The 21,354-nt window shown below is 33.7% G+C and carries 18 protein-coding genes and 7 tRNA genes; 1 reads left to right on the top strand and 24 read right to left on the bottom strand.

Annotated features, from left to right (window positions below):
* Window positions 1–137: 137 nt before the first annotated feature.
* The 5 genes from RM51_RS14185 to RM51_RS14165 form a co-directional block, all read right to left on the bottom strand.
* Window positions 138–1,676 carry a SulP family inorganic anion transporter gene (locus RM51_RS14185; RefSeq protein ID WP_039370889.1) on the bottom strand — a complete coding sequence of 513 codons (1,539 nt, stop codon included), beginning with the start codon at window positions 1,674–1,676 and terminating at the stop codon, window positions 138–140.
* A 211-nt stretch (window positions 1,677–1,887) separates the two neighbouring features.
* Window positions 1,888–2,931: an alginate O-acetyltransferase AlgX-related protein gene (locus RM51_RS14180; protein ID WP_039370887.1), complete on the bottom strand. Its 1,044-nt coding sequence runs from the start codon at window positions 2,929–2,931 to the stop codon at window positions 1,888–1,890.
* A 3-nt stretch (window positions 2,932–2,934) separates the two neighbouring features.
* Window positions 2,935–4,383: an MBOAT family O-acyltransferase gene (locus RM51_RS14175; protein WP_039370885.1), complete on the bottom strand. Its 1,449-nt coding sequence runs from the start codon at window positions 4,381–4,383 to the stop codon at window positions 2,935–2,937.
* A 1,542-nt stretch (window positions 4,384–5,925) separates the two neighbouring features.
* Window positions 5,926–6,153, bottom strand: coding sequence for a hypothetical protein (locus RM51_RS14170; RefSeq protein WP_039370882.1), 228 nt, complete (start codon window positions 6,151–6,153; stop codon window positions 5,926–5,928).
* Between the two features lie 873 nt (window positions 6,154–7,026).
* Window positions 7,027–8,544: a TROVE domain-containing protein gene (locus RM51_RS14165; protein WP_039370878.1), complete on the bottom strand. Its 1,518-nt coding sequence runs from the start codon at window positions 8,542–8,544 to the stop codon at window positions 7,027–7,029.
* 467 nt (window positions 8,545–9,011) lie between these two features.
* Here RM51_RS14165 and RM51_RS14160 point away from each other — a divergent pair, with 467 nt between their 5' ends.
* The gene (locus tag RM51_RS14160) at window positions 9,012–9,458 is read left to right on the top strand and encodes a VOC family protein (RefSeq protein ID WP_039370875.1); all 447 of its coding nucleotides are present in this window, start codon (window positions 9,012–9,014) and stop codon (window positions 9,456–9,458) included.
* A gap of 168 nt (window positions 9,459–9,626) precedes the next feature.
* Here the strand turns inward: RM51_RS14160 and RM51_RS14155 are convergent, their stop codons facing one another.
* The 19 genes from RM51_RS14155 to RM51_RS14070 all read right to left on the bottom strand — a co-directional run bounded on the left by RM51_RS14155 (window position 9,627) and on the right by RM51_RS14070 (window position 21,343).
* Window positions 9,627–10,724, bottom strand: coding sequence for a slipin family protein (locus RM51_RS14155; RefSeq protein ID WP_052248514.1), 1,098 nt, complete (start codon window positions 10,722–10,724; stop codon window positions 9,627–9,629).
* Window positions 10,725–11,424: 700 nt separating this feature from the next.
* Window positions 11,425–11,494 (bottom strand) — tRNA-OTHER (locus RM51_RS19525).
* Between the two features lie 430 nt (window positions 11,495–11,924).
* Window positions 11,925–12,473 carry a 3'-5' exonuclease gene (locus RM51_RS14150; RefSeq protein ID WP_039370872.1) on the bottom strand — a complete coding sequence of 183 codons (549 nt, stop codon included), beginning with the start codon at window positions 12,471–12,473 and terminating at the stop codon, window positions 11,925–11,927.
* Between the two features lie 110 nt (window positions 12,474–12,583).
* The gene (locus tag RM51_RS14145) at window positions 12,584–13,129 is read right to left on the bottom strand and encodes a 3'-5' exonuclease (protein WP_039370869.1); all 546 of its coding nucleotides are present in this window, start codon (window positions 13,127–13,129) and stop codon (window positions 12,584–12,586) included.
* Window positions 13,130–13,315: 186 nt separating this feature from the next.
* Window positions 13,316–13,879, bottom strand: coding sequence for a metallophosphoesterase (locus RM51_RS14140; protein WP_039371088.1), 564 nt, complete (start codon window positions 13,877–13,879; stop codon window positions 13,316–13,318).
* 184 nt (window positions 13,880–14,063) lie between these two features.
* Window positions 14,064–14,933, bottom strand: coding sequence for a nucleoside hydrolase (locus RM51_RS14135; protein ID WP_052248513.1), 870 nt, complete (start codon window positions 14,931–14,933; stop codon window positions 14,064–14,066).
* Window positions 14,934–14,978: 45 nt separating this feature from the next.
* A complete protein-coding gene (locus RM51_RS14130; RefSeq protein ID WP_052248512.1) occupies window positions 14,979–15,923 on the bottom strand; it encodes an MBL fold metallo-hydrolase in 945 nt (314 codons plus the stop codon).
* A gap of 217 nt (window positions 15,924–16,140) precedes the next feature.
* Window positions 16,141–16,731: an RNA ligase 1 family protein gene (locus RM51_RS14125; protein WP_039370866.1), complete on the bottom strand. Its 591-nt coding sequence runs from the start codon at window positions 16,729–16,731 to the stop codon at window positions 16,141–16,143.
* 51 nt (window positions 16,732–16,782) lie between these two features.
* Window positions 16,783–17,799 (bottom strand): RNA ligase, Rnl2 family, encoded by a 1,017-nt coding sequence (locus RM51_RS19165; RefSeq protein ID WP_052248511.1) that lies wholly within the window; start codon window positions 17,797–17,799, stop codon window positions 16,783–16,785.
* Window positions 17,800–17,809: 10 nt separating this feature from the next.
* The gene (locus RM51_RS14115) at window positions 17,810–18,181 is read right to left on the bottom strand and encodes a cyclic-phosphate processing receiver domain-containing protein (RefSeq protein ID WP_039370863.1); all 372 of its coding nucleotides are present in this window, start codon (window positions 18,179–18,181) and stop codon (window positions 17,810–17,812) included.
* A 12-nt stretch (window positions 18,182–18,193) separates the two neighbouring features.
* A complete protein-coding gene (locus tag RM51_RS14110) occupies window positions 18,194–18,970 on the bottom strand; it encodes an ATP-grasp domain-containing protein (protein ID WP_039370860.1) in 777 nt (258 codons plus the stop codon).
* Between the two features lie 24 nt (window positions 18,971–18,994).
* Window positions 18,995–19,807, bottom strand: a complete 813-nt coding sequence (locus RM51_RS14105; RefSeq protein WP_039370857.1) for an ATP-grasp domain-containing protein — start codon at window positions 19,805–19,807, stop codon at window positions 18,995–18,997.
* Between the two features lie 101 nt (window positions 19,808–19,908).
* Window positions 19,909–20,394, bottom strand: coding sequence for a ribonuclease H-like YkuK family protein (locus RM51_RS14100; RefSeq protein WP_039370856.1), 486 nt, complete (start codon window positions 20,392–20,394; stop codon window positions 19,909–19,911).
* Window positions 20,395–20,529: 135 nt separating this feature from the next.
* Window positions 20,530–20,600: transfer RNA gene (locus RM51_RS14095), tRNA-Trp, on the bottom strand.
* Between the two features lie 9 nt (window positions 20,601–20,609).
* A tRNA-Gln gene (locus RM51_RS14090) sits at window positions 20,610–20,682 on the bottom strand.
* Between the two features lie 85 nt (window positions 20,683–20,767).
* A tRNA-Phe gene (locus tag RM51_RS14085) sits at window positions 20,768–20,840 on the bottom strand.
* Between the two features lie 80 nt (window positions 20,841–20,920).
* Window positions 20,921–20,994: transfer RNA gene (locus RM51_RS14080), tRNA-Leu, on the bottom strand.
* Between the two features lie 7 nt (window positions 20,995–21,001).
* Window positions 21,002–21,075: transfer RNA gene (locus tag RM51_RS14075), tRNA-Leu, on the bottom strand.
* A 195-nt stretch (window positions 21,076–21,270) separates the two neighbouring features.
* A tRNA-Glu gene (locus RM51_RS14070) sits at window positions 21,271–21,343 on the bottom strand.
* Window positions 21,344–21,354 lie beyond the last annotated feature (11 nt).

The following is a 21,354-nucleotide window of genomic DNA, read 5'->3' as shown; positions in this document are numbered from 1 at the left end:
CTGCTTAATTCTTTTCCCATAGATTTCACGGATTTGCACAGATGTTTGCGTAATATTTTTAAACTTCCAGCACCTGACTTCCAACTTCCAGTCATATAAACACCAAAACACTCCGATTCTCAAACCCTAAAACTCTCCTACTTCTCAGGCATTACCTTATATGTTGGATCTTCCTGAATATTTACTTCGATTACAGCTTCTGCATTCTTCAACATTTTGATACAATCTTCGCTGAGATGTTTTAAATGTAATTTTTTATTTTGTTGGACGTATTTTTTTGACAATTTATCTAAAGCATCAATTGCGCTCATATCGACAATTCGGCTTTCTTTAAAATCGATAACCACTTGTTCAGGATCATTTGCAGGATCGAATTTATCTGTAAATGTTGTAACAGAACCGAAAAATAGTGGTCCCAAAATTTCGTAATACTTAATCCCATTCTCATCTGTATGTTTTCGCGCACGAATTCTTGTTGCATTATCCCAGGCAAAAACTAAAGCTGAAATAATAACCCCAACCAAAACTGCCAAAGCTAAATTGTGAAGAACAATGGTAATTAAAGCCACCGTTATTCCTACAAAAATATCAGACTTCGGCATTTTATTGACAATTCTGATTGATACCCATTGAAAAGTACTGATTGCCACCATCATCATTACACCGACCAAAGCCGCCATCGGAATTTTTTCGATAAATGGAGCTCCAACTAAAATGATAATTAAAATCGTTATAGAAGCAATAATTCCAGAAAGTCTGGCTCTTGAACCTGCATTTAAATTAACCAAAGTTTGTGCAACCATCGCACAACCTCCCATTCCGCCAAAGAAACCGTTGGTGATATTTGCTACACCCTGTGCTACAGATTCTTTATTGGCACTTCCTTTTGAATTGGTGATTTCGTCGACCATTGATAAGGTTAAAAGTGATTCAATTAAACCAACTCCTGCCATAATTAAAGCATAAGGAAAGATAATTTGTAAAGTTTCCAATGAAAATGGAATATTTGGAATGTGAAAACTTGGTAAGCTTCCACTGATATGTGCAATATCTGCAACCGTTTTAGTATTGATATTAAACCCTAATACCACTGCAAAAACTATTAAAATAGCGATTAAAGAAGCAGGAACGGCTTTCGTAATTTTAGGAAAAAAGTAAACAATCACAATCGTCAAAAGGGTAAGACCGGACATTATATACAAGGAAGAACCTTGCAGCCAGCCAACGACTCTGTTTGCATCAATGATTTTAAATTGTTCAACTTGTGCCATAAAAATAATGACCGCTAAACCATTCAAAAAACCATACATGACCGGTTGCGGAATTAATCTCACAAATTTTCCAAGTTTGAAAACACCAACCATTAATTGAAAAATACCTGCTAAAACCACTGTTGCAAAGAGATATTCTATCCCATGAGTTTTGATTAAAGCAATTAAAACAACAATTGTTGCCCCTGCTCCACCGGAAACCATTCCGGGACGACCTCCCAAAATAGCCGTTACCAATCCCATCATAAAAGCAGCATATAACCCCATTAAAGGTGAAAGCCCTGCAAGAATGGCAAATGATAAGGATTCAGGAATCATGGTCATAGCAACCGTAAGCCCTGCTAAAATTTCGTTTTTATAATTGATTCTCTGTGAAAAGTCGAAAAGTTTAAGAGATTTTTCCATTGGAAAAAAGATTAAGGATTAAAAATTGAGTTTTGAAAACAATAAGTTCTGCCTTTTTCAGGAATTGAAAAAAACAGAGAAATAAAAAATCCTTAAGGCGGTGTAACTTCAGAAGAAGTCTTAGTTTTTGTTCTCATAATTTCTGCAAAGATAAAAACTTGAAAATGATTGCACAATTTCATGTTTTTAAATTCCCTAAAAAACCACCATCCTATCTATTCTGAATAACTTTTTTGATTTCTTTGACAAGAATTTTGGAAGCTATAGGAGACCAATGGGTATCATCATAAAAATAAATATCTGGCTCATCATTCAGATGCCTTTTCAAGATTTCTTTAGAGTCGATATATAAATATTCTTTTTTAAGAGGTCGAAAGTGCTCAAAGAACAATGGCTTCATCAAATTGGTTTTATTGGCTATATAATCATAATACATATCATATTTATCTGGGGAAGGCAGCACAATGAGTCTGATATTTTTTTCCTGAAGCTTGTGAGATATTTTATTAAGTATAGTATTTAGTGAAACTACATTTAATAATTTATTACTTTCGGTAAGGGAGATGATATCGTATTTATAAAAAAGTAATTTATCAGATTTATTACTGAATAGCTTTTTTGAATTTAAACTATAATTATAAATCAAATCGTTGGAGAGATAGTCCTTACAAATAAAAAACTTAGGCATATAATAAAGTGGAAACTGAAGTGTTGATCTGGAAAAAAATTCAGAATCTTTTTCATCTTTTTCTAATTTCTCATGATGATTTACAATCAAAGAGTCTAATTGACTTTGTGATATTTTTGTTTTAAAACTTATTCGCTTACTATTATCAATAAACTCTCGTTCTACATTTTGAAGAACTACATACTTAACCTTATAGTCATCAAAAAAACCACCATTTATAAGGCTAATTAAGGTTTGAAGTTGATTGTTCGAAATGAATTCATCAACATGTAAAGTATTGTATTCTTCAGCTAAAAAATGATTATATCCGTAACCTTTCTGTTCCGAAAAAGAATCTCCCATTGTAAGAAAATCAAAATCTCTTTTTTTTGTTTTCGATAGTCTTTCAAAATTTTCTTTTTCAGACAAATCAAATCGATCCCTGTAATGTTTATAGATATTGGGGATCATTCCCATTCTTAAAACATCCGGACTTTCCGTTCTGATCAACCCAATGAATGAAATCCCAAACAGAAATACTGCGGGAAGAATAAAATAAGCTGTTTTAAGTATAAATTTCTTTATCATTCATCAAAATTGAAAGTAAATAAACTGCTCGGCATTTCCTCCAAACCAAAAAACAGAGATAATAATTGCGTAATACATTGCATATCTCAGAGGTTTCTCCCAATGTAAACCTAATTTTTCAAGCGCATATTGATTTTCACGTCCTTTCCACTCAATCAGAATAAAAATGATCACCAGAAGAATTGTTATAATCGCTTTTTTCTTCTCTTCAAATTCAGGTATTCTGAAAAGTGAGCTAGAAAGCATTTCAGTTATATATTGGCAAGCATGAGTAATATTTTCAGCTCTGAAAAAGATCCATGCAAAAACAGTTAAGCCAAAAGTTATTATTATTTGTAAAAACTCACTTACTGTTGGCCATTGTCTGCCTTTAGAAACAATTTCCAAATTTTTCCTATTGGTTTTCATAAGAATAGAAGGCATAATGAATATGGCATTTAATAATCCCCATACGATAAACGTCCAGTTTGCCCCATGCCAAAATCCACTCACTATAAAAATGATAAATGTATTTCGTATCCACATCCACTTACCACCTTTACTTCCTCCTAAAGGAATGTATAAGTAATCTTTAAACCATGAAGAAAGAGAAATATGCCAACGTCTCCAAAACTCAGCAAAATCTCTCGAAAAATAAGGGAAGGCAAAATTACGCAACAAATCAAATCCGAATAATCTGGCCGTTCCTAAAGCAATATCTGAATATCCTGAAAAATCTCCATAAATCTGAAAGGCAAAGAACACGGCTCCCAAAGCCAATGTACTCCCGTTCATATCTGCAGAGTGGTTAAAGATCTGATTAGCAAATTCAGCACAGTTATCAGCGATCACTATTTTTTTGAACAATCCCCACAATACTTGTCGTAAACCATCTACCGCTTTATTATAATCAAAAATTCTTTTCTTTTTGATTTGTGGAAGAAGATGGGTAGCTCTTTCTATGGGACCGGCAACTAAAAGAGGAAAAAAACTTACAAACAAAGCATAATCAACAAAATTATTTTCTGCTTTAATTTTACCTTTATAAACGTCTATTACATAAGAAAGACCATGAAAAGTATAAAAAGAAATACCTAATGGAAGAATTACATTAATTAATATCGGACTGGCTTTCCACCCTATCTGAGAAAAAAGACCAGCAAAAGATTCAGCAAAAAAATTGTAATACTTAAATACTCCCAAAAAACCTAGGTTAACGATAATGCTAAACCAAAACCAAATACATTTGATCTTTAAGTTTCGGGCATTTTGCATTTTCAACCCTGTAAAATAATCCAGTAAAGTGGAAAACATCAGTAAAAAAAGAAAGCGCCAATCCCAACAAGCATAAAAAAAGTAACTTGCTAAAAATAATAATCCGTTTTGAAATTTAATATTTTTATTAGCTAAATACCAATATATTATAAAGACTATTGGCAAGAAAATTAAAAATTCTATGGAATTAAAGAGCATTCTTTTTGTTTATGTTAACAAATTCTTTTTTATCATTTTAATCACAACTTCCAAATATACAAACTTCCTTGAAGGAATCTAAATAATCATAAATATCATTTATTAAGCAATAGTATAATTTAACTTATCAAGAAACCTTACTATAAGGTGCGCGAATATATTTCTTTTAAACAAAAAATATCCTTGTTCCTATTGAAGGAAAAGGATAAAAATTTAAAGAGAATAAAAGGTAAAAATCGAAAAAAGTAGCGGGGCAGCGTCATGCCGGAGTCGAACCGGATAGCCTTGCCGGAGTTACCGACTTCGCTATTCCTCCCCTTCAAATGGTGACGAAGTAACTTTTTCCTACGACACTTTTATATATTTTTAAACAAGGCAACAACCAAAAAGCGTAATGTCGTGCTCTAACCAACTGAGCTACTTTTCCTATCCAGATTTGTGTTTTTAGAAAGTGGAAAAGGCAGGACACCCTGTCGTGATGAGCGAAGTATCGCTATTTTACGGCACTTGTTTCTATTTTACAATAAATAAGGCAACAGGCGAAAAAGGTGTGCTCTTTTCAGAGCGCCGCTCTTACCCATTTTGGGCAGTGAGCCGGCAATTCTACATCTACGAGAGACTTAAGCTTTCTTGCGAAAACTTTTGCCCAGTTGGTTTTCAACCCAACCTCGCTAGTTCGGTCGCCCAAATTACGCTACCTTAGGACCGTGATATTTACGAAGGAACCCTTCTCTACGACACTTATTTGTTTAAGTTTTATAATTAAAAAGAGGCAAAAGACAAGAAAACCTTTATATAAACCATTTTCAGATTTATTCTGGAGTCGAACCAACATCATAAGATTAACCGAAGTAAGTTTTCTCTAACGGCACTCTTTGTTTTTATCAAGGTAATTTTCGTACAGATACTTATGGCTTACATCTTATCATTAGACTACTGTTTTTACTGGTAGGATTCGAACCTACATCTTAAGCGTGACGAAGCATTTCTATACTACGACACTTGATATATATTTCAAATTTTTAACAAAAAAAGAGGCAAAAGGCGAAAAGACAGACATGCACCTGATCCTTACTATTCTTCAGGAAATTGCACTTTTCCTTAGATTTTTGAGGTCTAAATTCTGACTCGAAGTAAGCCTTTTCTACGGCACTCTTTTGTTTTATTAAATCAAGGTAATATTGGCAGAATCCTTTCTTTACCATTTGCTCTACCATCTGAGCTACATCTCGTTTACAACAGAGAAGGCAGGAATCGAACCTGCGACCTAATGAGCCACAATCGAAGTATGATTCTAAAACGACACTTGATTTTTTATGTTTAAATATATTTTTTTATCGAGCAACACGGCGAAAAGGCTCATATTCAATTAAAAGTCGAAGGATTCCTTTTCTGACGGCATCGATTATTTTTAAGTAAGGTAAAAAATCAAACAGAGACTTTGCATGCGGCACGCTACCAATTACGCCATCCCGAATTTTCGGGAATAGGACTCGAACCTATATAACCGCTCCTTAACGAAGAAATTCTATTTTACGACACTTACTTTTTATTTTTCCATGGGGTTTTTCTATATTTTTTCCAATTTTTCTGAAATTTAATTTCTTTTGAATTAATGGTTTCAATGCCGTGTGGAAAACAATAAGAACATCCTATATCAATTCCATATATAATTCTGGAAACCTGGACATTTGAAATTTTCTTCGGAAAATCAATTAATCCATATTTATTGATTCCAAAAGCTTGTCTTAATGACTTCAATTTTTTCATAAGTATTGAGTATTTAACCTCAATACAGTGCTTCTTTAAGAAGTTTTTTATAATAATACATGGTTATTGTTTTTGTTGATACAAATTTATTTAGCTAATGCGCATTCTTTTTACGCAGTTTATTTTTTTAATTAAAAACCAAGTAACAAGTTATAAGAGTTTTTTGAATTTGTTCAAATTGGAAGTTTGACGATGGAACTCTTAAGATAACGACATTGGTTAGTTTAAATCGAGCAATCTCGCGAAAAGACTCTAGTTCAAGTGGAAATCGAAGGAATTCTTTTCTTACGACATCGATTGTTTTTTTGAGTTTTTATGGTTATTGTTTTTTGTTACTGCAAAATTATTGTGGTAGTACGCAATATTTTTACGTTGTTGAAATTATTTTTTTTAATATTTTGTGTTTTTGTTCGTTTTGCCTTGAAGCAAAAGAACCAAAAGTTCAAGACTTGGAAATTCCGGCTAAAAATTTTAAAAAATTCCTAAAATCTCCAAACTCACGCCTTGCTTTTTCCAACGCTTGCTCAAACAGTGGATATTTTTTAACGGAATTTTTTCAAATTTTCTTAACGCCTCCATTTCCTAGGTCAGTTTTTACTACTATTCTTTTTAGGTCATTGCGAGGAGCAAAGTGACGAAGCAATCTCAAAATAGATTCTTCACTTCATTTCATTCCGTTCTGAATGACAAACTAACCGTCAATTAAAGCACTGCTTCTTCCTAGCCCTGATTGCAACGGCATCCTTTTGTGCAGCAAAGCGGAACAAAAGATACAGTGGAAAGCGAGATTAAGCTCCTAAATAAAAGTAATTATCCAATCTGAAAATCACTTATCATTTATCACTTATAGCTTATATTTTAAAGCAGTGCCTTTTACAGCACTACTTTTTTTATCATTTCTACCGCTGATTTTCGGTCTTCTAAAGCATTCAATACATCGAAAATTTTGTCGGACCAACCTGCGATAAGGTATACATCATTTTTTCTGACATCCAACGGTTGTCTTCCGTAACCAGCCAAATCAAAAATATACAATTTTGCATTTGGGTTGAAACTTTTGTATTGATTCCACGAATTTTCGAAAGAATTTCTACCACCGTTGCTATCCCAAAGCTGAGTGTCGGTGAACAACATCACTTTATCCACTTTTTCACGTCTGTTCAGTAGATCTTCGATCACCAAATAACCGTTTGTGGAGTAACCAACTTCACCTTCTCTTTTATAGAATGCATCAACGTTTCTCAGGATACCGTTTTTAGGCATCGGAACTCTCTTCCAAGTGTCACCAAACATACCTGAAACCACATTTTTGCACTGTGACTGCAACATCATCGACATCAACAGACCAATATCGTACAACAATACTTTAGATTTCGGAGAAACCGGTTGTTGCATCGAACCTGAAACGTCTGCGGCGATTACCACTGAAGTATCGAAGCCAAAACCTTTGATGTTTTTTGCGCTCACCATCACAGCATCTTCCAATGCTTCCAGGATTGATGACAAGTAAGGCGAATCGATCGTTTTCAATTCTCTATATGCTGACAAAAATCTGAATGGCAATTGTTTTGAGTTTCTCACCGCTTTTTCATCCGACAAATAATTGCACACTTTGTACATCGCATCCGATGAAACTTTGGCTTCCAAAATATTTCTAAGGTTTCGCAATGTTGCCATGTAACCCAATTTGTTGCTGAAAATCAGTTCTTCCCATTTGTTTTTGAAAGCCAATTTTCTTTCTGCATCATCGGCAAATTTTGTCTGACCTAAAACTGAAAGTTCAACTTCCCAAGTGTATGGAGTTTCCAACGAATCGTTTACGATTTTGTTGAAAATTGCTTGTTGATTTTCATCTTTTGCTTTTGGGTGTACCAAGAACAAGGCATCTTTCAAAGTTACTTCAGCTTTTCTGTTGTATTTTGCGAATTGATATTCATCAAATTTGTTGAATGATTTTACCAAACCTTTTTGGATTTGTTTTGAAAGCTTATTCAATTTTTTCAAATCTGTTCTTTCGTTTGCCAATTGGTAATACGCCAATAGTTCTGTGATTTCATCTGATCTTTGGATTACACCGTCAACTGTTCTGCTTACCAAGTCTGTACCGGAAGTCTGCTTAGCCAATTCGGTCGTCAAAACCAATGGAATCGAACGCAAATACATATCTTTTCTTGCATAGACCGCTAGTTTTGCAACGAATTCAGGATCGTTTTTCTGAATCAGAGACTGGATTCTCGCCAATCTGTCATTTCCTTTTTCATAAGTTGCGTTTGATAATCCTGTTGTAACAACAGCACTATATAGCTCTTCTGCAGGTGTCATGGTATATGCTTTTGCACCTTCGTAATTAGTTACTACGTTATTTGATTTTCTTAAAAAATTAAATTTCATGGTTACTGTTTTTTAGTTAAACATTTTTGGAGGATTATCACTTCCTCTCTGATTTCTGATGCAAAGTAAGGATAGTTTTGCGCAATGTTTTTGCGTAGTATAATTTTTTGTGAATAAGTTTTTATTTTTTTGTTGGAAAATCGCTAAGACGCTAAGTTTTTCTTTATTAATGCTGTTTTTAAGCCTCAAGGATTTTTATCGTTGATAAAAATTTTGTTGTATTATGTCTGATAAAGAAATTTTAAAAATAAATATTCACAAAGTTTGTCATTCCGTAGGAATCTAAGCGGTTTTAATTATTGAGATTCCACGCTACACTTCGTTTCGCTCTGAATGACAAACATAACGCTGAACCAGCAACAAACAACCAAATACAATTTGTCTATCATTCATTTTAAATAAGGAAATTACTAATTGGATATTTTTAGAAATCTCTTTTCTAGCTTTGTTTGATTAAAATTAAAACGATGATTAAAGGATTATACGAAACTCATGTACAAGTAAGCAACTTAGAAAACGCGATAGAATTTTATACAAAAGTATTGGGATTGGAATTTGCCCATAAAGATGAAAACCGCCCCATTGCATTTTTATGGATTGGAAAAAATAAAGAATCGATGCTCGGTTTGTGGGAACAAAAAGAAAACTTGCAAACAAGACATTTTGCTTTTACCGCCGAAAAGGAAGATATCCTGAATTATTCCGTTGAGTTTTTGAAAAATAAAAATTTAAAGCCTTACAACTTCCTGAAAGACGGAAGTTTTCAGCCAATGGTTTTTGCATGGATGCCCGCTTTAGCAATTTATTTTAATGATCCGGATGGAAACCAATTAGAATTTATTTCGATTTTGGAAGGTGACGGAAAACCGGAATTGGGTGTACTTTCTTATGAAGATTGGTTGGAGAAAAAATAAAAATCAGATTTAAAATTTAAATCTGACTTTTTGTTGCATATCATTTGATTAATTAATCGGATTATCATCCGATTCTATCATAAATCGTCCCTTCGGGACTCTTCTACTAAAAAGCAAGACAGGCTTTGCTTTCACAAAACCCATCTCTATCATAAAAGTTATTAGTTTCTATTTCGTGAAGATTTCCTTCAACTGAGAAACGATGTTGCTGTTTCCGGAAACGGTGATATCTCCAATTTTATCGGCGATTTTCTCCATATATTCCATTTCTTTCAGCTTCCAAAGGACTTCGTTTTCTTCCATCAGTTTCGCTGTATTCAGCAAACTTCTTGTGGAAGCAGTTTCTTCACGTCTCATGATGCTGTTTGCCTGAGCTTTTTTCTCAGCAATCAAAACCTGATTCATGATTTCTTTCATTTCTCCTGTCAAAATCACGTCTCTGATTCCTGCATCAGAAGCTTTTAAACCTAGTTCTTCGGCTTTGTTTCCCAGATTTTCAAGGATCTCTTTTCCTACAGAATCTTTTTTCACAAGCAATTCATCCAACGTCAAAGTTCCAACGAATTCACGCAAAGCCAATTGCATCAGAATATATAATTGCTTATCGTATTCTTTATTTTCCATCAACGCTTTTTCGATGTTTTCCACCTGAAAACGTACATAAAAATTAATACGAAGCATCGCTTTATCTTTCGTCAACAATTCCTGACCTGCAATTTCCATTTGCTGCATTCTCACATCAACAGATTTTACATCGATAGAAATTTCATTGTTCCAAAAATAATAAGTTCCGGCTTCAAGAACTTTGATTAATTTTCCGTCAATCAGCAAAAGTCCTTTATATTGATTAGTAACCACAAACTTTCTTACGAAATTTTTCAACTTCATATTTTCAAGAATTGTTTTGGATATTTTCTCGGTGATCTCAACTTTCGTCAAGTCGATTTTTTGAAATTCTCTATTCAAAATTCCTTTCCAGAAAGCATATTGACCTACATTCAGAACTTCTTTGAAAATTCTGTTTTCGTACATCAAAACGATTTCGCCGTCTTTCACTTCAACCACGTCCAATAAAGATTTCAGGCTTTCATTTTTCAATAAAAGATTAAGATCGGTATTAGATTTAAACAAAGATTTCATATCATAAATTTCCACAGATTTATTTCCGAAAATCCAGAAATTACCTTGTCTTAAAATCTCAGTCAGGTTTCCGTTTTTGAAAACCAAACCTGTCTCATACGCTTTAATTTGTACATTCTTTATCATCGTTTTAATATTTTAAATGGTTATTAATTTTACTTTTTATTTAACCGCAAAAGGCACAAAGATTTTGATGTTCATTTTAAAGTTTATCATTAAACATGCAAAAAAGCACACATCAGTTTTTAAAAAATCTTTGATTTTTATTCTTTTGAGAGCTTTGATTATCTAATAATTACATTTCTAATATCTTTTGTCTCTTTTGTGGTTAATTTAAAATCAGTTCTAATATTTTTTTAATTAAAAAAAGAAAACCCGGAATTTCTTCTTCCAAAACGGCGGAAGGAAAGCAATTCAGAAAAATTCATTGAGCTTAGAATCTTTTTTTCAAATTCGGTTTCTAACTATTCAGATTTTGGGAGTGTCCCTCGCCTTGGCTTTACCAGCAGCTTGGGTCGCTACGTTCACTTCTATCTTTTTTGCAAACAAAAAAGGATATCCGTTACCATCGCTCACGCGGACGATCGTCCTTTTTAGAAAATTCATCCAAGAATTATTGATTCTTCGTCTCTATTTCATTTTCAGAAAATATCTTTTCTTACAGGCTTTTTCAAAATGTTGATTCAGCAACTGAAAAAATCCCAGACTTTTCCATGAATATTTTTAATGAGAATATTCAAAACTCGAAAAAATAGATTTTGAGTCTATTTACATAAGCTACAACCGTAATGTAGTGCGTTTACCAATTTCGCCATACCAATCTATTCGGATCGGCAGTGGGACTCGAACCCACAAATCAAAAAAGCTATTACTCTAACCGAACTGAGTTATATTCCCCCGAAGGAAATAGAAGGATTCGAACCTCCGACCCATAGCGCATGGTAGAAGTTTTTTGGCAAACTCCTCAAACCTTCAAGCCAAGTTGAACAGAAAGAAATCATGTTTCTCAACAAATTCTTCTGCAATAGTGATATACAGAAACACCCAACAAGACCTGCCTGATATTTTGACTAAAATCTGTTTTTCAAAATTTTAGTGTTGTTTCATTTTGATGATGCAAAGTAAAAATAGAATTGCGCAATGTTTTTGCGCTGTTAAATTTTTATTTAATTTTTTTTGTCATTGCGAACTGAAAGTGAAGCAATCTCAGTGTAAATAATAGATTGCTTCGTCGCTTCGCTCCTCGCAATGACAGGATCGGAAATAAAAAAACTCCCTTTTGAAAAGGGAGTCATTATTACATTTCTAAATTGCTACATTGTTACATTATCTCTGCAAGCACCAATGTAAAATTTTCGCAATATTCTTAGCATCATCCACACCTCTGTGATGCGTACCTTCAAGCTTGAGATTCAACTCTCCCAAAGCTCTTGCCATGCCAACACTTTTACGAACAGTCGGATGCAATTCTCCGAATAATGTTTTCACATTGATATGATCGTCACTCAGAGGATAATCGACATTAAATCTTCTTGCCTGATTTTGAAGCATGTTCAAATCATAGTTTCCGTAACTTGCCCAGGTCAGATCTTCAGAATCATATTCCGCTCTCAGAATATCTAATGCATCTTCCAGCAAAACGCCTTCATCATCAAGCATTTGTTGAGTAATAGAAGTTAGTTCCGTACAAAACGGACTCACTTTTGAAAATTGAGGTTTCACTAAAATTCCCTCATTTTGCGAAATCTTACCGGTTTTTGCATCCATAATGCAAACTCCGATTTCTATGATTTCGCTTTCCTGACCTCTCGGCGGTCGGTCATTCCAACACGTGGCTTCAAGGTCTATAATTAATATATTATCTGTTGTTTTCATTTGTTTTAAAAATTTAATTGTTAATGGCTGGAAGATAGATGCGGGAAGATGGAAGTTTTTACAGTGCGTAATTTACTTCCAGCCTCCAGCTTCAGACTTCCAACCCAAATTCACCCCAAAATTTCTCTCAAAATTTTGGCGGCGTTGTAAGCATCGTCTGCTCCACTGTGATGATTGCCTTCAAAATCCATGTTCATATAATTCAAAGCTCTTTTTAAACCCATCATTTTATGAAATCCGATATAATTTTTAAATTGATACATCACATTGATATAATTTTCTGAAAAAGGATTTTCGATTCCGAGATAATCGCATTGTTCTACGATTTGCTCTTTATCAAAATTTCCAAAACCTGCCCAAGTAAGCTGATTTGAATGATATTCATCTCTGATTTTCTCACAGGCTTCTTCAAAATAGATTCCTTTTTCTTCAATTAATTGCGGAGTAATTCCGGTCAGATTTGTACAAAATTTATTAATTTTAGACCTTTCTGGAATTACATAAATGCTTTGTTTCTTAGAAATTGCTTGTGTTGTTCTGTTTAATTCGCAAATTCCTATTTCTATAATATCGGTTTTTTGCCCAGCGGGAATTCTGTCATTTTCCCAACACGTGGCTTCCAAATCGATAATGATTATTTCATTGGTTGTTTTCATTTTTATTATTTTATTCTACATATTTTCATTCATCTGCATTTGGTTTTTCGTTGGAGAAGCGGGAAGAAATACCCTAAAGAAGAATTGCTGCTACTGCTAAAGTTGTGCAAAGGTAAAACCGTCAGTACGCATTCTATTTACGTAGTAAAAAATAATTTAGAAAAAACTCCCCGAAGGGAGCATTTTTTAATTTCTCGGAGCAAATGGTGGAGTCCACTTTTTCTTTTTCATTAATTCTTTGACTTCTTCGTAAGAAATCGGGTAAAAATTATGACAATCTACGCCGACATCGAAGCTCAGAGCCATTTCATCATCGGGTAATGTTCCGTGTGAATGACCGTAAAGTTGCCAAACTCCACGATGCGAACCGTTCCAGGTTCTCATAGCGTAATGAAAAAGGATGATTTTCTGTTTGCCGTTGCCGTTTTCAGGTTCATCGATTTTCAGCTCATGATAATCTCTGATGGATGCAAATCGTTTAGGATAAGTCAGAGCTGCGCCTTCGTGATTACCTTTTATTAAATGAATATTTCCATTTAAGCGATCCAAAATTTCTTTCGTGAAATCTGGTTTGCCTAAACTCATATCGCCTAAATGGTAAACAGTATCGTCCTTGCCGATCCTTTCATTCCATCTATTGATGAGTTCTTCATTCATTTGTTCCAAAGACTCAAAAGGTCTTTCGGAGAATTTTATAATATTTTCGTGACCAAAATGGTGGTCTGCTGTGAAAAATATATTTGGTTTCATTTTTTTAATTGTTTGTTTTTTAACTACAAAAGTTCTGATTTTACATGATGTTGTCATTCTGACGAAGGAAGAATCTGAATATAATTTTTTAGAGATTCTTCACTCCACTTTGTTACGTCCTGAATGACAATTAAACGCATAATTAATAACTTTTTGCAGTTTTAGTTTAATAAATATTAATTCGTTAAGGTTTAATCACCATCCATAGATCTTTTAAATCCGGAATGTGAGTTGTAATCAGTGATGAATTCTGTCCGGAATTTTCCTGTACTTCCTTTGAACCCCACTCACCGCGCTGTCTGTAAGGAATAACTTCTGCCCAAACTGCTTTTGAAGGATCTATCGCCAATAAAGCTGCCACGGTATCATGAAGTGCTTTTTCTTTGAGCTCCACTGCTTTAAGAAACAACTTCAATCCTTTATTTTCATTTCGAAATGGAATCAACATTTCTGCATCTTTTTTTGTAAAAACCGCAGCGTGACATACATTTTTACTAATCAATCGTCTTTCAGTCATTGGTATTGAAAGCAACTTTTCTGCAGCCAATGGATTTCCGTTCAGGTTAAAAGTCGCACAGGTAATTTTTCCATCAAATTTCTCCAATCGGTTTTCTTTCGGAACAATATTATCCCCTGCAAAACCGCCTTGGCAAAACCATCGATCAAAGAAAACGCCGGTTTCCCAAAAAGCATGAGGGTTTGTAAGTGCTGCTCCGGTCAATAAAGTACAATCGGGAAATTGACGAAGTGTTTCAGTCATAATATTTGCTGCAGTATCATCTGCTTCTGAGTCTTCAAATTTTCCAACCCAGCTTCGGTAAAAACTCGAAACCCGACTGGCTGAATTTTTCGGAATTCCAGATCCAATGCGAATATCTTCCCTACCCAAAATTTGCAAGACGCGTCTTACAAAACCTATCTGATCTTTTCCTCCCGGATGTACAGAAACGCTTGCCAGATGAACTTTCGGATGCGTAGCCAAAATAGCCAATGTCATAGAATCATCAGGATCAGCCGTTTCCATATCGAAATGAAAAGGTATTTTAAATTGCATGATTATTTTTAGTTTTTTTAATTTTAGTTTAATAAATATTTTTGATTAATTTCCTCGAAACGCTTTATAAAAAGCCGTTTCAATTTCCAGTTTATCGCTTTCGACATATCTTCTTGAAAAGTGAATCGGAATTGTTTCTTTTACTTCACATTCATTCATAATCTTTCCGGATGCGGATGCGAAACTGTGATAATTGATTTTTGCAAATTCCTGATCTTCATCTTTATAAAAAGTTTCGATGTAAACCATATCTGCATTTTTGAAAACCGTTTTGATTTTTTCATAATTACTTTCACAAACGGCATGATCCATAATTACGCCTAATTTGTAACCTGCGTTTTTAGTCAAAAAATGAAATAAATCTGAAGCTTTGTAAACGATTTCTTCAATCTGAATTTCTTTGTCAGAATCGTTGTTTTCAAAAGCTGTTTTCAATTCACTGATCCATTTTCCTTTTTTAAATTCAGAACCGTTTTCATTAAAAGTCACCGAATCTTTTTCCTTGAATAAATAAGCGATAGAATCTGTTTTGTGATCGAGAATAGCAAAATCAACATTCACATATTCGTCTTCAAAAAGGAAATTTTGTGTTTTAACAAATTCAAGATTCCAATGTGGTGGACGAATTTTATAGACATTAATTTCTTCTTTCGAAACGATTTCTCTGATTTCATATTCAATTGCATTTTCATCAATTAAATTCCAAGTGTAAGATTTTAACCTAGCTTCAATTTGTTGATGAATATTTTTCGGTCCACAAATAACAATTTTTTCGCCGCTTCCAATCTGATGTCTGAAAATTCCATCAAAATTTGAAAAATGATCAATATGAGTATGACTGATGAAAATCGCTGAAACGGATTGAACTTCTTTCACCGTCAGCAAACTCGCTTCACCGCAATCACATAAATAATGTTTTGCCGAATTTGGAACTTTTATTAATATACTGATGTCTTCTTTTAAAAGACTTTTTATTTCTGCTTGTAACATTTCTTTTTAATTTTTTATTATCATAAAACCGCATCACACTTAGTTTGTCATTCCGTAGGAATCTAAGCGTATATTTTTTATTACTTCTACAAACTTTGCCTAGATTCCTACGGAATGACAAAGAGAGCGTTTAAATAATAAATCTTTTAGCTTTATAGTTCAATTTAACACGTAAAAAAGTTTCGATAAAATGGATTACCGAAACTTAATCTTTATTTTAAACAATAAGTTCTTTTGAAGTTTTTCTACGTATACCAAAATCAGATTTCCTGATCTTGCACATACGATGATCCGCTGTATGATGGAAAACGATACCTTCCATATTATTCTCAGGATTGCTTAAAAAGTTCTTGATGAATTCAAAATCCAAACTTTCCAAACTAAGAATATTATGTCCATGTTTTATCAATAAATGACCTTTAATATTTTCGGGATTTCCTTGTACTTTCTCACCGATAAGTTCGTAAGTACCGTCTTCTACCTTGCCAGATTCGGCCAAAGCATTGAAGCCTTCCCAGAAGTATTGATCGTCTTTTTTAGTACAATCACACTCTACCCAATGCGGATGATGACCGGTAATAAGATCTGCTTCCTGACACGGAATTGCGCCTTCAGGAGCCGTTTTTCCTTTCTTTGCATCGTATCTTTTGTATAATTTACCGTTGATTACTGCACATGCAGAACCATCAAACTTTTGCGTAGCAACAGCTTTTCCGTCAAAAACCCAGTTGTTTTCAGGATTAATTTCGTTAATAACTCTTCCTAAATTATTTATATCTTTTTTGAATAATGTACTTATCTTTTTCATTTTTAATCTGTTTTAACACAAAAATTTTCATTCATCGGCAACTTATCAAAACTAAACTTTTGCTGAAATTAATTCTTCTTTTACAATATCAATCACTAAAGAATTCAACTTTTTGTTGATTCTTTTTTGTTCTTCTTTTTCTATGGTTTTGAAAACTTCCGGAAAATCTTTTTCAAAATCTTCTAAAATATCTTGAGCAAAAAGACCGATTACTTTTCCTACCATTTTGGGTTCGAATTCACCAACTTTGCTGACAACGTTATTCAATCTGTTTACAGTTGCATATTTTTGGATTTCTTCCCAAATATTCTGAGCTTTTTCACTAAAGTTGATTTGTTTTTGAACCGTTTTATTCTGTTTTCTCACCACCTTAGATTTTTCAACCCATTTTTCATTTTTATTTTTCAAAATGACTCTTGAGCCATTTCCAAAATATTTGGTTTTCAAAGTTTTAACAATCGTTCCTTCACACATATTGTTTTCGATTTCAGGTAATCCCAACCAAGCCGGAATTTTAGAATCAAAAACATTCGGATAATTTAAAGCTTCATCCAAAGTTCCTTGAAATAAGATTTTTGCATAGAAAAATCCGGTTTCTTCAAAAATTTGGTTGACTAAATCTGTATCCAAATAAGTTGTACCATTTAACTTAATATCGAATGCGTAAAATTCATTGTGAGGTGCATATTCAACACCTTTTTGAACTTTAATTGCATCTTTTACAGGTTCTACTTCTTTATGTTTGTAACCACCTCCGAACAATTCACCGTAAATCACTACGGTTTCAACATCAGGATGCATCGTTTTCACTTTTTCGAACACTTCAATTACATTTTTTCTGTAACGTTCTAAAATTTGATGTGCATTGAAAAATTTTTCATCTTTTTCGATGAAAGCGGTTCTTTTCGCAATCTTAATTTCCTTTCCGTCGGTGAAGAAAGAGAAATTTGCACCATGAACCTTCTCCTGCACGATGAAAACCTCATCCCCAAAACCCTGTATCCTGATCTGATCGATCACGCGGGTTTGGTAAGCGTTTTCTATGGAGTTATATGTTTTGAAAATCATTTTTTAGTTTTTAATAGTTTTTGAAATTCTTTAAAAGGCTTTCAATATTTTCCTTTCCAACAGGATTCATTGAATGGCAATAGAATTTTGGTAAGTCTAAGTAATTATCCATACAATATTCTACCAACCATTTTGCGCAATCGTAACCTGTTTTCTCTACAAATTCTTGAGAGTTTGGTTTTAAATAATGTTGATCAGCAAGGTCGTGGTCAAAAGAGATCATTTCTGGAAGTCCTTTTTCCAAAATCCTGTTGACAAACTGCTCATAATTTCGAACGATATGCCAATCTTTTCTGAGGAAAATGTCCTGTTTGGTGTAATGATACGCCTCAATCGGATATCTTATATCATCCAGAAATAATAATCTTTTTGTTATTTCCATTGGTTTATTTTTTTAATTTGAAAAGTAAATATTCAAAGCTTTGATAATACTTTTCACGTTTGTATTTGGATAAAATCCGGAACTGTTGATGCAATTTATTTCAACAATTTTCCAGCCTTCATCAGTTAAACAAATATCCATTACAAAAGCTTCTTCCAGGTTGAAAACTTCAATCATTTCATTGGCGAAATTCAAACCATCTTCTGAAACTTTTTCTTCGAAAGGAGCATTATCATTAAATTTATAATATCCCGCATCGATAATTTGTCCGCCAACAATCCAAAGCCTTGCTTCTTTAATCGTTCGTTTTGCTTCAGAAATTTGAACTAAAGAATCTTCCGTAATTCTGTTGGTTTGATTTTCCAAAGCTTCAAAAACAAAATCTTTCCATTCCGTTTCGTTGAAAACTTTTCCTGTAAAAATTTTCGCTTCATTGTAAGGTTTGATGAATTTAATTTCACCTTTTTTCCAAATCAAATCCTCTGAAATTTTATGTACGGAAACGTTATGATTCAAAAGGTTTTTACCATAATATTTGGAATATACCTCATACAAATGATTACCTCCGTAAAAAGAACCAGGAAACCAATCTGCATTTTGTTTTACCAATCTTGCAATCGTCACCGAACCATACACGAAAACATCTTTTCTGTCTGTTTCGAAATCGATTTTTTCTGCGGTTGGAGGAATATTAATTACACTGTAATCGATATTTAATTCTTCCAAAGCATCAAAAATCTTGTAATGATCGGGATCTAAATATACATTTGCCTGAACTAAAAAATACATGTTTACTAGTTTTTAAGGTTCTTTTTATTTACTTTTTACAATACTCGCCAATTCCAGTTTTGCATCTTCAGGAAATCCTGAAAGTCCGGGAATATCGTTGTATTCTAAAATCACTTTTTCTCCTTTTTCTGCTTCCAGAACATCTATCGCAACAATATCTGCTTTGATGTTTTCCTGTAACAGCTTTACTTTTTCCACCCATTCTTTTTCAGGTTCAATGATTTGATATTCTTGAGTTAAAGAATTGGCTTTCCAATATTTGCCTTTTCTTTTCATCGCCCAAACTTTATTATTGATAGCCAAATAACGAATGTCATATTTATAATTAATAAATTTCTCGGTCGTCACATAATCTTGGTGGATGAAAAGTAAATCTTTCAGTTCTTCCCATTGTTCTTCGTTCGAAACCAAACTTTTTCCGTATCCACCGTGATGATTTCCAACTTTAACTACGAAAGGAAATTGCATTTCCAGATTTTTCAATTGAGTTATGTTCGTTGCTACATTAAAATCAACAACAGGCAATCCCAGTTTTTTCAATCGATTTAACATTGATAATCTTTCGTAACCCATTAGTAATGTTGAAGCTGAATTCACACAAGGAACTCCAGAATATTCAATTAATTCTAAAATATTTCTGTGTTTTGCTTCAGGATTTATTGCTCCCAATCTCCAAAAAATCACATCAGGTTTGCAGGCTCCATCTGCATCAATCACATACAATTCGGAATCTTTCACGATAAATTCAGAGGTCTGAACTTTTTTCTGAACCACATTAAATCCTCCGAAATAATCTTTCCAATATTTTTCTCCGTTGATGATTAAAATTGTTTTCATTGTTTTATTTTTTAGATGGAGGCTAGAAGCTGGATGAAGGAAACTAATTTACGTTTTCAAAAAACTTCCATCTTCCTACATCCCACTTCCAGCTAAATTTATCACACCATCATATCAGCACAATTTGAACTTGCAAATGCGTAAGGTTTTGCTTTAAAAACATATCCCATTCCCAGAATATAACCCATTGCGTCTCTTAAAGCGACGTTGGATTTGAAATCCGGGTCGGTGTTAATGTCTGCGTGTACCTCCATTTCCACATCATAAGTTTCCAGAATAGAGCAAATTGCATAAGCGATTTCCACGGATTTGTTCACCTCGTTCAGCATACGCTCTTTGATACTGATACTCTGTATTTCTCTTTCTTTTCTGATAAAGGTAAACGCTCCTTTTCCCTCACGAATAAAGACAACTGCCGTAGCATAATTAATGGCATCACCATAAACGTGGGAATCTGAACCCACACATACTTTCAGTCGATGTCCATTTGCCTGTTCGCGGATGATGGCTTCTTCTACCAACTGTGTGATAGAATGTTGGAAAATTTTTCCCGTCATGTTCTGCCATGTTTGTTGTTGCGTTTCCATTTTTTCTACATGTTTTGTTTTGTCTAAATTTTTATTAATTATTATGTCAATTGTGAATAGTCAATTCGCTTTGCTTGTCAATTTTTTTCAATTTATTTGTGAAACAAAATTCACGATTGACCATTCACTTTCTTGCGCTACGAATTGGACCCGAACCAATACCATCAGTTTTGGAGACTGAGATGCTACCATTACACCATCGAAGCAATTTTTTGTTGATTCATCAGGACTCGAACCTGAACAACAAGAGTCAAAGTCTTGTGTGCTGACCAATTACACTATGAATCAGTTTAATTATAATTGATAAATGATGAGTGATTTTATTTTTTGGGGTTAATCATTTATCATTGATGACTTATCAACTATATTTCTGTGGAACAGACAGGAATCGAACCTGTACCTTTAGTTTTTCAGACTAACGTGCAGACCTGCTACACTACTCTTCCTTGTTTATGGATTATAATTGATAAGTTATAAATGATACCATTGTTACTTTTATCATTGATGATTTATCAATTATAATTTGTACCTCTCCCCAGATTCGAACTGGGACTTTACGGGGTTTAAAGCCGTTTTCTCTGCCAATTGGAATAGAGAGGCAATTTTGTACGGAAAGAGGGATCCGAACCCCCAAAACCTTGAGCCTAAATCAAGTGTGTCTACCATTTCCACCATTCCCGCGAATTTTTTATAAATAATAATTGATTAGAGATAAATGATTTAAAAACATAATACTTTCATCAATTATAATTTATCATCCATCATTTATAAAAAATTAGGTCTGAGAAAAGCTTGTCTATATTTATAAACTATGCCTGTTATATTCGTAAAGATCTTCTGCGCTCGACAAACTTTTCCCTTTCCATTTAAATCTAGTACTCTATAAGGGAATCGAACCCTTGTTTTCTGCTCGAAAGGCAGGCGTCCTGAACCGTTAGACGAATAGAGCATTTTTGTGTG

Origin of the sequence: Chryseobacterium taiwanense, from assembly GCF_000813825.1 — a bacterium.
GTDB classification, from domain to species: domain Bacteria; phylum Bacteroidota; class Bacteroidia; order Flavobacteriales; family Weeksellaceae; genus Chryseobacterium; species Chryseobacterium taiwanense.
Note: the sequence above shows the minus strand (reverse complement) of the source record. Positions and strands in the feature narration are given on the sequence as shown.